Genomic DNA, 11,472 nt, shown 5'->3' on the forward strand with positions numbered 1-11,472 from the left:
TCGTATGTCGTATGCGTACAGTGCAGACGCGGCACCACACGCAACGACTCCGCTGGCTCGACACCAAGAAGCGAGGGTTGCTGCGCATCGAAGGAGGCGCCGGCGCTCCGCACGGTAGCAACACCGATCGGAGCGGCAGGTAGCTTGGTACAGAATGAGGTTTGGGAATCCGCACAGCCTAGCTGACTCACGCTATAGTAGGGACTCGCTCCACCGGTTGGGGGGCATTGTTGTCAGCTGACAACAGCAAGGCGATGCGCCCAACAAGCCGCTGCTTGCTGTTGGGTCCGCCATGTGGCGTTAAGAACTCGTTAACCCTTTATTTCTTGCACCAATCATAGAATCGTGGCCATCTCTCAAAACGGAGGTCAGGCGTCTGACGCGCAGAAACCGTCTCGGGAAGGCAAATGGCGATCTTAGCGGAAGATTCGGTTACGATGAGCGAGACTGCGTCTGCGCGGATCTCACGGCATGCCGGCATCCTTTCCGGCCAGCTTCGCTCGCTCGCCAAGACACTGTTCCCGCCTTCAGCAAGCAAATAGCTCCGGTCGTTCACCTCAGGGGAGGTTGCGCGAATTGCGGGTGTGTCGGATGGGTACCTTCGGCAGCTCTCTCTCGACGGACTTGGACCGACCCCAGGGACGGGCCTTGGCGGACGCCGATCTTATACCTTGGGCCAGATTCATGAGTTGCGCGGGTATCTAGCCACCGCACGGCCGCGCGAAGCATTGGAATTTCTCCCGCGCCGGCGCCCAGGCGATAAGCTTCAAATTATCACCGTCCGTATTGCCGCATCTGCGAATGTTACCGTGATGGCGCCATTGCCGATGACGATCCGATGTCGATTAATCGGTCGCGCCAGATGGCTTTCCCGGCTTGCTCGACGAGAGGGGCTGTGGTCGGGTCGGGCCCTAGGGCCCGACCCGACCACAGCCCCTCTCGTCGAGCAAGCCGGGAAAGCCATCTGGCGCGACCGATTAATCGACATCGGATCGTCATCGGCAATGGCGCCATCACGGTAACATTCGCAGATGCGGCAACACGGGGGTCAATATTGCAGGCCGAATGACAGCCAAGCTCATCCTCGAACTGCGCGCTGCCTGTCCGATCCCGAGCGCCGAGAGGCGCTCGGGATGACTACCGAGAACTCAGGACAACCTGCACATCATTTTGAAAAAGCTGTCTGGGCGATTTCATGTCTGAACGCGCTGTTCCTCTCGTCTAGGCGACTACGCTCCCTCATGGGCAGCCCTATGTGATCCACGTTTTCCCGGAAACGGCGGATGCGCGGTAAGCCCCCAAAAGGGACGTTCTGCATCCGAGCGAATGCGCCGGACCTGGTAAACCGCAGTAGGCCAATTCGGTCCTTCATAAGCGTAGTCGAAACCAACAAATGGAAGCCCAGGTCACCAGAACGCCTCCCGGTCTGCGTCAAGGAGAGGTCGCTGTCCGTCATTGAAGCAGGATAAGCTGAGCGCCAAAGTTGCGGAGAAGATGCTCGTCACGCATGACCTTTGTTAGCGGCCGAGGAATTCCGGCCTGATGCTTGAATTCCTCGCACGATCGTCAGGACCACCCATTGGTATCATCGCTTTACGAATTCCTCGACTGGAACAGGCTAGGCGAAGAGGTGCGAAAGATTGGAGCGGCTGTCGCCAGGCGGCGGCCGATGCGAGGCCGTCAATCGCGCAGCAATGTCCTAATCTCGTCAGCTTTTCGAAAGGTTGCGGCTACAACAATCCACAATCTGTTTCTTGCTAGACGTACCGATTGCTGTCGGGCCTATACAAACATGAGGAGAGCAGGGTGGATCCGGTTGACCCATTCTTCGATTCAGGAGCCTGGATGCGGGAGTACGCTGCCCTGCAAGAGCGGGCCGCGCAGCGAGGAGACAACCGAAGGGAGCACGGCGGTTTCGAACGGCAGCTGGAGGATTTGAGTCTCGATCCGTCAGATGAAAGCAACTCAAATTCGTCCAATCCGGCTCCCGCAGGACGTCGAGCAGTCCGGCGGGAGGATTTCGGCGGTTCGATGCGGGTGCCGCCGGACTCCACTTTTAGGGAGAGTGCGCTGGGCGGCACGCGGCGGAGCGTAGACATTCCCAGCTTCAAGCTTCCCGCTTCGGCGCAAGTGCCGCAGTCCAGCTTGCGAGATGATCTGTTCAGCAGCGCGCGCTACAGCTTTCCGGAGGCAGAGTCTGCCGCGTCGGCCAAGAGCGGAAAAGGCGGCGGATTATGGTCACGCTTCAAGTCGGGAATCGGCAAGGCTTTTGGCGGGAGCAGCAGCGAAAAGTACTCGCGCAACGCGGGGCAGGGGGATGCCTTTTCCACGAATCTTCGCATTGACTATGCTCGGCAGCCGGGCCGGACGCGCGCTGTCCCAGAGGAGGACGAGGCGCTAATAAGAGATTTCAGAAACAAGGCGGCGGGTAACCTCACCGACGGCACGATCAAGAATGCCGCAGCCGATTTGCGCCATTTGAGCGCGCGCCTGAGCACCGCTGGCAGGCCCTCAATTGCCGATCGAATTCAACGGGAATCAGAAAACGCGCAGCAGGACAACCCGGAGGTGGAAAACCATCAGCTGGAAGCTGAGCTGGATGAGGATGTCGATACCTACGCACAGGACAGAAGCAGACGCATCAAGGCGGCGTTGAAGAAGCTCCGTGAGGTCAGTGCCGGAAACGCTCTGGCGGCTGATCTCCGCCGACTGGCCCCCCACCGCGCGGACGCAACCCTCATCGACATGTGGTCGGCGGCGGAAAAGGCAGTGCACAGGATCGAGCCGGAGACGATCGACAGGCAAGCTCGCCGCATGTATAGGCTCAGTGAGTGGCTGCAAACGCATGATCGGCCGCCAATGGCTGGCAGACTTTCCACCCCAGCCCTTGAGCAGGATGTCGAGAAGTACAGGCGGGAAACCAAGGACGGCAAGATCAAGGCTGATCTAGTCAAGCTTGGCCAATACCAGCAAATCCGGGAGGCGAACAGGGCACTTGCATTGCTGCCTCCTGAGGATCCGGGCCAGCGTTCTTGGGAAGCCGCTCGACAGAGGCACTCACTGCAGGCGCCTCCTGCAACGCCAGCTACCCCGAGCGCGGGAGCCTGGGATTGGCTTGGCGAGCAGATCCACGGGCCCACAACATCGATGCGAGCGCCCAGCGATTGGCAGGCCGGTTCGTCGCAACAGCTTCCCGAAACCCCGGCAACGCCGAGCGCGGCAGCCCGGGATTGGCTTGGCGAGCAAATCCACGAACCCGCCTCACCAGTGCCAGCGCCGCACTGGGCCGCGCAAGCTCATCCGCCGCTCGAGCTTCCTGCTACTCCGGCCACCCCCAGCCAGGGAGCCTGGGCCTGGCTTGGGCAGCAAATGCAAGAACCCGCACCGCCGTCATCGGTGAGGCCCCGATCGTCAAACATCTATGGCGGTCTCGACTCCTTCGTTGATCTGGATCCACCCACGCCGCACGACTTGCGTGACGATGCGCGCTCTGCGCCAGCACCTGAATTTGCAGCCACCTCGTGGTTCGCAGGACCGCCGGGGCTGGCTCCGGAGCTGCGGGATATCGGACCGATCGTTGGCGCCGACTGGCGCCACGGCTCCAAGGCGGCTTCAGACGTGTTGATCGACGTATTGAGCAACATCAATCTGCTGCCAAACCAGTTCGGGCCAAGTCAGTTCGCGATCAATGGGGAGCACTATTCCGCGACTGTCGGGCCGGAAGGCCCCATGGATGTTCGCCTGATCCATCACCCGCGGGCTGGCGGGACCAACGAAGCTGGCCCATCGCAGCCCCTCTATCGTCCCCCGCAGATCGTCAGGGCCGCGCGACCCGACCAAGGTACAGTCGATCTTGGGTACTTGATTCGGGGCGGATGGGAGCACCGGGAGCGATTCTTGCCCGATTACCTTGTCCGCGTCCTTGAAGGCCAGCGCATCATGCCCGAAGTCGGGCGCCCGACCTATTTCGAGATCCGTGGAGTGCCTTATAGGGGCGAGTTGGTCGAAAGCGAGGGACGCCGCCGCGTTCGCGTCTATCCCGAACGTGGCTGAAGAACCAAACTTGACTGCTTCCAAATGCTCGTCGGGCAGTTCGCGCGCGGCCTTCGCTCACGTCGCGCTTGATGGGCCATGGATCCAGTCGATGTAGATTGCAGAGGTGAGGCGTGACGTCGGCGATGGTGCTGGCGGTCGGTTTATCGTGCTACAACTCCAGTGCTCCTACTCAGACACGAGGTTGGTTTCGAAGACGACTGTCTCTCGACAACGCCGTGTGTACCCCGATCGATAGGGTCCCCTGCAACACTTACCCGAGGGTTCCTCCCGAGAGCTCTGCTCTGCGTCGAGCTCCCCTCGAGAACTGCTCCTCGTCAACAATAAACCCGGATCAACGAAAAATGAGAGCCAGGGGATTCTCCCATTGCCGTTGAACCTCGTCACGTAAGTCCTTTCGAGCTGCTGAAGCTCCTTTGAAGGGACGCCACATGGCAAGGGTATGGATTGTTGGTTCAGATGATCCAGTAGGCAGCGAAGCTGCTCTTAAGAAGCTGCTCTGGACCGACAAGGACCTGTCCTTCGTGGAGAGCCGACGGTGCGGGCGTATTATCCTGCCCACCCTGATGCTCCTCCAGCCGATTAGCCTCGTGCGGCGCGCGGTCCTGCACAGGGGAGCCATCGATGCGTGTCCGTCGGTATGGCGTCTTCGGGATTGAGTCCGGTTCTGTGGGGGAAGGATTGAGATTAGCGCGAGTGCGCCTTGGACGCACGATGGGCACGACGATCCCCCCGTCGAGCGAAAGGTCCGTAGATACTCTAATGCTTTAACGAGTCTGTTGCTATTAGCGTCCCCGCTGAACTCGCGCACGTCACCGTGGGGTCAGCGACTTCCCGTCTAGCCGAGCAACAATGCTTGGCTAGCGCAGATGCGGCGGATCCTTTCAAAGAGCTCAAGTCCCTTGGGTCACGAGGAGGTCGTAGCAGAATGGCGGTTGCGACGATCAGAAGAATATCAACGTAGATAGCAACAGATTGAGCGCGTCTTTAGTCTGGGGAGTGTGCGTGATGCTTGTCGGGTTATGAATGTATGACAGTCCCACCCCTGCATATATTCCGGGAGCGAGATGGGCGGTACTGTCCAGAATCTTTCGCACTTTTGATCAGGCGACGGCTCCGGTTTCAGAGAGTTGTGGCTGATAGAGCGGTCGCATGTTCATGTAGCATTTGGTCGGCCACGCCGTTCCGGCAATGTGCCGCAGCCGGGCCGCCGCTAAGTTGAGACAGGATTGACCGTCGGGGAAGGCGCCGACGACACGGGTTCGTCGCCGGATCTCCTTCATGATGCGCTCGAGCGGATTGATCTAGTACCCGGAATCAGAGCTGAGTGATACGGCGCCCTTTGAAATGGCGTTGACGGATCTTTTTCTTGGTCCAGACGAAGGGCTCAGCTTTGTCATTGTACGCGTTGACGTAGGCATCGATGTGTTCCTGAAGCTGCTTGGGGCTTGTGAAGGAGGTGCCGCTGAGCGACTGCCCCCCCCGCAAGATTGAGAACCACACCTCGACCTGGTTGAGCCAGGACGCACCTTTTTGTGGGTGTTGAGGTTGTCGAGGATGACGTGAAGCTTCCGGTCCGGAAAAGCCACGGTGACGCTGTTCATGAAGTCGAGAAACTCGACACGGCGACGGCGTTTTGAATGGAAAGGTGGACCTCTCTTGCTTAGGGTGTCATCCCGATCTTGAATCACGACTCACGATCCAAGAAAAGTGGGTACTAGGTTCGCGGAACAAATCGTCTGCGCGTTGAGGTTCTTCTACGGTGTGACTCTTGGTCATGACAACGTTCCGGAGCGCATCACCTACGGGGCCTCGCGTGGACGAGTGGTCGTCCGCTTCCGATGATCATCGACACTCCTCTGGCGCGTTTGGCCACCGCGTTGAAGTCGGTCGGACGGGTCGGCCGCAGCGAACATGCCGGCGAACCTGATCAGCGGATCGTCGTTGCCGGCGGCGCTCAACTTGATCAGTCTGCCGATGAGGATCGCGTAGTTGGTCGAGAACTCTCCGACGACGCGACCTTTGAGGACGGTGACAATCTGCTCCTCGTACGCCTTGATCCGTTCTGTGGCTTGCCGATGGGCTTCCTCAGACATCTTCTCTTGTTCGGCCGGTTCTTGCTCTTGCAGCATCACCCAATTTTCAACGTGGGCCACAGCTCCCTCCCTAGCTGCAGAAATCGCTTCACAACTTGGTAGATAGTTCCATTTCCAGCGGCGGTCAGGGAGGATCTGGTCTGGTCAAGGCACGGAAACGAATCTCCGGCGACCGTCGGCAATAAGCTTCTGTGGCGCGTATCGTCTCGCGCGGCGCTTGATGCGAAGGTGGTGTTCTTGCTTCTATGGACGCTGGCCGTTCGCTTGACCACATCGCCGTCGCGCACCGGCCAAGGCTGCTCAGGAAAGATCGAGCGCTGGCATCAGACGCTGAAGAACCGTATCCTGCTCGACAACTATTACCTACCCGGTGATCTCGAGCGTCAAGTAGGAGTCTTCGTCGAATACTATAATCACGTCCGCTATCATGAGAGCATCGACAACCTCACGCCAGCCGATGTCTACTTCGGCAGGGCTGAGGCGATCCTCGCAGAACGAAACCGCATCAAGCGCGACACCAAACCGCCGCTTGCAGCATCAACTGCAGGCCGCTTAAACTCTAACCCTGATGAGCCAGAGCCTCCGTTCTCAAAAAGCCTGACCAGTCTCAAATTATCTGACGACGGACACTCCTTCAGGATTGATGGCTTCTTCTAGAACGAAGGAGCTTTGAATGAACGATGGGAATGCCATGGGTCATGGTGATCCAAATTGATGAGGCCCGGATTCGAGATCACCTGGGCGAGATGGTCCGCGGGACGGTGGAAGAGACACTGAACGCCATCCTGGAGCCGAAGCGGACCAGCTGTGCGGTGCTGGGCGTTATGAGCGCAGCCCGGCCCGGCAGGACACGCGCGCCGGCAGCTACGACGCCGGATGGACGTAGCCTTCGCGCCGTCAACTTGGCGGCTCACTTCTTCCCTTCTAGAAGCGTGCGTATGCGCGCAGCGATCTTCCGTGCCTCCTCCGGCCCGGGGTCGAGTTTCACGCAATCGAGGATGCCTAGCATTTCCTGAGCGTCCTCGGCATCGAACGTCGCGACTTGGCGATCTGCCAGGCTCAAAGACTGATCGGCCGCGCGGGCCTGATTGGCTGCAAGCACCGCAAGCGCCTGTGAGCGTAGGGACGTGATGTACCGCTCGAATATGTGCATCCGTTGGCCTGTAGCTACCCTTAGGGTACGCTTCGCAAGCGCCTAAGCGCCGGTGGCCGAGCCCCCTCTATGAAGACTGTGGTTGGCCACCTTTGCTCCAGAGACATATTCCCGAGGCGCCACCAGATCATGGCGCAGACAAGTAACCGAGGCACCTACCTGAATTGGTCGGCGGCACGGTCCGCCACTGAACGCTAACCTTGTTGCTCCTTTTGCATGCGGAAGAAGAGACCCCGTGGCCAGACTCGCACGCGTTCGTTGCGTCAGTAAGACCGACAGCACGAATCCACACGAGAGAATTAGCAGCATCGGCGGGGTATATTCGAACGGAAGTCACTGGAAGCAATCTGTCGTTCAGACGATCAGAGACATCGAAAGCGGCGCGTGGGAATTCTATGTCCAGGAAGACGGGCTCACTGCTGGTTTGATCGTGGCCAAACACGAAGGGCACAAGTACATCAAGACGACGGCCGACGGCATTCAGCCAGACAATCTTCTTTCACTCGCTGAGTGTCCGTGATGCTTGTCCATCCCAGATCGCCGGTAGTGCGGGCGCAACTCGGCGCCGTTCGGCTGCGCGGTGTCAGGCGCTGTCCCCGCCAGCCATTTATTGCCGCTCGCGAAGCGGAGCGTTGAGCGATTGCTCGATAATATAGATTGGCCGGACTTCAAGCTGCTCTCTGGAGTTCCGCTACGAGCTTCTTCGGAAGCGCGTTCTAGCGTAGTCGAAGGAACAACGCACTTGCGCTTTACGAAAGATGGCCCAAACTTCGCCGATGAATTGCTCGTCGCTCGCGACGAGGGGCGAGTTGTTCTCTTTTGTGGCGCGGGTGTCTCGCGGGCCAAAGCTGGGCTGAAAGACTTCATTGGACTGGCCCATGCCGTTGCCGACAAGCTGTCGATTGGCCCGGACAAGCCCGCGCGACAACTGATCAACGCGATCAAATCAACTCCACCCATTCCCGGTGTTGCGAAGTCTAATTTCGGCTGACCGTGTGTTCGGGCTAATGGAACGAGAGTGTCGAAGTAAAGCCCCCACCTGGGCATCGCGCGAATGAGCTGCGATACAGCCTGGTATGACCTGTTTTTTTGGAGGTGGGCTATGGCAGATGCCATGCATGAAGCCATGCTTGATGCCAGGCAGGAAGGCGGCTCCTATCGTCGGATCGAGGTGATCACGGGGCAGCGTCGGCGACGGCACTGGACGGCGGAAGAGAAGGCCCAGATCGTGGCGGAGAGCTTCGAGGAAGGGGCCAATATTTCCGAGGTCGCTCGGCGCCATGGCGTTGTCCGTGGGCTGCTGACGGTGTGGCGGCGCAAGTTCGCGACGGCAGCGAGCTTTCAGGCGCCAGGCTTCGTGCCGGTCCGGATTGCTTCCGAGAGCGGTCCGGCGACGGCAGACGAACCGGACCGGTTCGCGTCCGCGCATAAGGTGCTGCCGCAGATGGCATCGCCCCCAGGCAAGCTTGGCGGGATGATTGAGATCGAGGTGGGCGGGGCACGCATCCGGGTCGAGCCCGGAGTGGAGCTGGCGACGCTTTCGACAGTGCTATCGGCGCTTCGGGGCATCCGTTGATTGCATTACGGTCTGACCTCAAGGTGGTGCTGGCGGCACAGCCGGTCGACTTTCGCAAGTCGGTGCACACGCTGTCGGCGCTGGTTAGCGAAGCGCTGCGTGCGAACCCGTATTGCGGCGACGTCTTTGTGTTCCGCAGCAAGCGCATGGACCGAGTGAAGCTTCTGGCGTGGGACGGCAGCGGCATGGTGCTGGTGACGAAGTGGCTGCACCAGGGGCGCTTCACCTGGCCGCCGATCCGCGATGGCGCGGTGCATCTCAGTGCGACGCAGCTCGCGATGCTGCTCGACGGGCTGGAGTGGACGCGTGTCTCACCCAAGCCTGTGAAGCAGCCGGCCGTTGTCGGCTGAGAGGCGAAGATTTTGCTGGAGCCTGTGATGCGCGGATATATCGTTCGATCATGGCGATTCGCCCCGAAGCTCTTCCGACCGACGCAGCGGCTCTGACCGAGATGGTGCTCGCGCTTGACGCCGAGAACGAGAAGCTGCGTGTGGCGATGCAGACGCTGAAGGAGATGATCTTCGGCAAGCGCTCGGAGCGGCTGGTGGCGATCGTGGCCGAGCAGCTCGCGCTCGAACTGGACGATCTCGCGACCGGCGTCACACCACCTGCGTCAGCCAACGACGATCTACCTGCGACGAAGCCGGCTGGGAAGCCGCGCAAGAAGGCGAGGCGCAACATCGGTGCGTTGCCCAAGCATTTGCCGCGCTGCGAGCAGGTGCTCGAGCCGGACACGACAGCGTGCCCGTGCTGTCAGGGCGCTCTGCACAGGATCGGCGAGGATGTGAGCGAGGTGCTGGACGTGATCCCGGCGATCCTGCGGGTACTACGCACGGTTCGTCCCAAATACGCCTGCCGCGGTTGCACCGACGGCGTGGTCCAGGCGAAGGTGCTGCCGCGTTTGGTTGAAGGCGGAATGGCATCGACGGCACTCGTGGCTCACGTGGTGGTCTCGAAGTTCGCCTGGTATCTGCCGCTGTACCGCCAAGTGCAGATCCTGGCTGGCCAGGGCATTCATCTCGACCGCGCAACGCTCGCCGGCTGGGTGAAGCGTGCGGCATGGTGGCTCAAGAGCTTTTATGAGCTTCAGCTGCGGACGATCCAGGCTTCGCCGCGGCTGTTCTGCGACGAGACGCCGATGCCGGTGCTCGATCCCGGACGACATCGCACTCGTATCTGCCAGTTCTGGGCGCATGCGATGGATGATCGCCCATGGGGCGGCCCATCGCCGCCGGCGGTCGCCTATGTGTTTGCCGATGGCCGCGGCACCGAGGAGATCGCCGGGCAATTGACCGGCTTCTCCGGCATTCTGCAGGTGGATGGCTATGCCGCCTACAAAGCGCTTGCCCGCGGTCATGGCGGCGCGATCCAGCTCGCTTTTTGTCTCGCCCATGCCCGACGCAAATTCGTCGAAGTGTACAAGACGATGCAGTCGCCGTTCGCTCACGAAGTGATCGAGCGCCTGCAAGCGGTCTACGCCATCGAGGCCGAGATCCGCGGCTCGAGCGCCGAACAGCGGCTTGCCGCCCGCCGCACCAGGGCCGCACCGCTGATGGAGGTGCTGAAGGCGCGACTGAGCTCGATGCTCGACCAGCTGTTCTCCCAGTCGAAGCTGGCGGAGGCTATCAACTATACGCTCAATCACTGGGATGGGCTGACGCTGTTTCTCCGCGACGGCCGCGTTGAGGTCGACAGCAACACTGTCGAGCGTTCAATGCGCCCGATTGCGATGGGAAGGCGGAACTCATTATTCAGCGGCAGCGAGAGCGGTGCTGAGAGCTGGGCAATCCTCGCATCGCTGGTCAATACGGCAAAGCTCCATGAACTCGATCCGCAGGTCTATCTGGCCGATGTGCTGGAGCGCATCATCTCCGGCCAGACCAAGAGCCACCAGTTGCACGAACTTCTCGCCTGGAACTGGAAGGCGGCGCGCGAGCTCAGCGCACGGGAGGCTGCATGAGCCGGCGCCGCCATTCATCATCATCTTCATCATCGATGGCGGCAGCCGCGATGCCGCTCGACGAACTTGAGCCTTGGCTGCAGGCTCGCGCCGCGCAGCATCCCATCGCCACGAGTCTTCCTATGCTCGACGGCTATGTCGCCGCGATCGTGGCCGGGCCGGTGTCGATAAGTCCGCCCGACTGGATCTGTCCGTTACTCGCCATCGACGCCGATGCGTTCAACCATGGCGGCACGCCTGAGTTCGCTGCGATTTCGGCCGTCGCGCTGCGCCACAACGACATTAGTAACGTTCTTTCCACCGCGCCACATCGGTTCGCGCCCACCCATGCCCGCAAGCCGAATGGCGACGTTGATGCGCGGCCATGGTGCCAGGGATTCCATGCCGCCATGCGACTGAGACTAACGGCATGGACCCCGCTGCTCGACATCCGCAACATAAACCACGGCTTGCTCCTGCCCATCCTGCTGCATTGCGTCGACGATCAGGGGCGTCCACTGCTTGGACCACCAAGGAAAGGCCGCGAGACCGAGGAATTCCTGCGCAACGCCCATACCGACATTCCGGACGTCGTCGAGGCCATGCGCCAGTACTGGATGCCGACCCGCTACGCTCGCGCGCGCTGATCACTGCA

General features: G+C 60.5%; 10 protein-coding genes and 3 pseudogenes. 9 read left to right on the plus strand and 4 right to left on the minus strand.

Going from position 1 to position 11,472, the window contains the following annotated elements; genetic code table 11:
- Nucleotides 1–407: 407 nt before the first annotated feature.
- Together DCG74_RS38420 and DCG74_RS38425 are read left to right on the plus strand one after the other, a co-directional pair.
- Nucleotides 408–797 (plus strand): annotated as a pseudogene (locus tag DCG74_RS38420) (plasmid partitioning protein RepA); the annotation flags it as partial.
- A gap of 1,009 nt (nt 798–1,806) precedes the next feature.
- Nucleotides 1,807–4,053, plus strand: a complete 2,247-nt coding sequence (locus DCG74_RS38425; protein ID WP_257187525.1) for a hypothetical protein — start codon at nt 1,807–1,809, stop codon at nt 4,051–4,053.
- Nucleotides 4,054–5,156: 1,103 nt separating this feature from the next.
- Here DCG74_RS38425 and DCG74_RS38430 read toward each other — a convergent pair.
- From DCG74_RS38430 to DCG74_RS38440, 3 genes and pseudogenes are all read right to left on the minus strand, one after another.
- Complete coding sequence (locus DCG74_RS38430) at nt 5,157–5,357, minus strand: transposase (RefSeq protein ID WP_373569544.1); 201 nt, start codon at nt 5,355–5,357, stop codon at nt 5,157–5,159.
- 13 nt (nt 5,358–5,370) lie between these two features.
- Nucleotides 5,371–5,696, minus strand: a pseudogene (locus DCG74_RS38435) (IS630 family transposase); the annotation flags it as partial.
- A gap of 159 nt (nt 5,697–5,855) precedes the next feature.
- Nucleotides 5,856–6,209, minus strand: coding sequence for a hypothetical protein (locus DCG74_RS38440; protein WP_172789747.1), 354 nt, complete (start codon nt 6,207–6,209; stop codon nt 5,856–5,858).
- Between the two features lie 243 nt (nt 6,210–6,452).
- Between DCG74_RS38440 and DCG74_RS38445 the strand changes: the two are divergent.
- Nucleotides 6,453–6,705 (plus strand): annotated as a pseudogene (locus tag DCG74_RS38445) (integrase core domain-containing protein); the annotation flags it as partial.
- A gap of 354 nt (nt 6,706–7,059) precedes the next feature.
- On the opposite strand, the gene DCG74_RS38450 reads toward DCG74_RS38445, so the two are convergent.
- Entirely contained in the window at nt 7,060–7,302 is a 243-nt protein-coding gene (locus DCG74_RS38450) for a hypothetical protein (RefSeq protein WP_172789748.1), read from the minus strand.
- Between the two features lie 235 nt (nt 7,303–7,537).
- Between DCG74_RS38450 and DCG74_RS38455 the strand changes: the two genes are divergently transcribed.
- The 6 genes from DCG74_RS38455 to DCG74_RS38480 all read left to right on the plus strand — a co-directional run bounded on the left by DCG74_RS38455 (nt 7,538) and on the right by DCG74_RS38480 (nt 11,464).
- Nucleotides 7,538–7,822, plus strand: coding sequence for a DUF3892 domain-containing protein (locus DCG74_RS38455; protein ID WP_036032306.1), 285 nt, complete (start codon nt 7,538–7,540; stop codon nt 7,820–7,822).
- Nucleotides 7,823–8,044: 222 nt separating this feature from the next.
- Nucleotides 8,045–8,293, plus strand: coding sequence for a hypothetical protein (locus DCG74_RS38460; RefSeq protein ID WP_172789749.1), 249 nt, complete (start codon nt 8,045–8,047; stop codon nt 8,291–8,293).
- Nucleotides 8,294–8,404: 111 nt separating this feature from the next.
- Nucleotides 8,405–8,878: a transposase gene (locus DCG74_RS38465; protein ID WP_026192332.1), complete on the plus strand. Its 474-nt coding sequence runs from the start codon at nt 8,405–8,407 to the stop codon at nt 8,876–8,878.
- Nucleotides 8,875–9,228, plus strand: a complete 354-nt coding sequence (gene tnpB, locus DCG74_RS38470; protein ID WP_257187526.1) for an IS66 family insertion sequence element accessory protein TnpB — start codon at nt 8,875–8,877, stop codon at nt 9,226–9,228. The genes DCG74_RS38465 and tnpB overlap by 4 nt, the downstream gene beginning before the upstream one ends.
- Before the next feature lie 50 nt (nt 9,229–9,278).
- Nucleotides 9,279–10,838: an IS66 family transposase gene (locus DCG74_RS38475; RefSeq protein WP_172789750.1), complete on the plus strand. Its 1,560-nt coding sequence runs from the start codon at nt 9,279–9,281 to the stop codon at nt 10,836–10,838.
- Complete coding sequence (locus DCG74_RS38480) at nt 10,835–11,464, plus strand: UPF0149 family protein (RefSeq protein WP_246709138.1); 630 nt, start codon at nt 10,835–10,837, stop codon at nt 11,462–11,464. The genes DCG74_RS38475 and DCG74_RS38480 overlap by 4 nt, the downstream gene beginning before the upstream one ends.
- Nucleotides 11,465–11,472: the final 8 nt, after the last annotated feature.

Origin of the sequence: Bradyrhizobium sp. WBAH42 (assembly GCF_024585265.1) — a bacterium.
Taxonomy (GTDB): domain Bacteria; phylum Pseudomonadota; class Alphaproteobacteria; order Rhizobiales; family Xanthobacteraceae; genus Bradyrhizobium.

Excerpts from the sequence above, each read along its gene's own strand:
- DCG74_RS38450 (WP_172789748.1), bottom strand. The coding sequence starts at position 7,302 with ATGCACATATTCGAGCGGTACATCACGTCCCTACGCTCACAGGCGCTT.
- DCG74_RS38465 (WP_026192332.1), top strand. The coding sequence starts at position 8,405 with ATGGCAGATGCCATGCATGAAGCCATGCTTGATGCCAGGCAGGAAGGC.
- DCG74_RS38475 (WP_172789750.1), top strand. The coding sequence starts at position 9,279 with ATGGCGATTCGCCCCGAAGCTCTTCCGACCGACGCAGCGGCTCTGACC.
- DCG74_RS38480 (WP_246709138.1), top strand. The coding sequence starts at position 10,835 with ATGAGCCGGCGCCGCCATTCATCATCATCTTCATCATCGATGGCGGCA.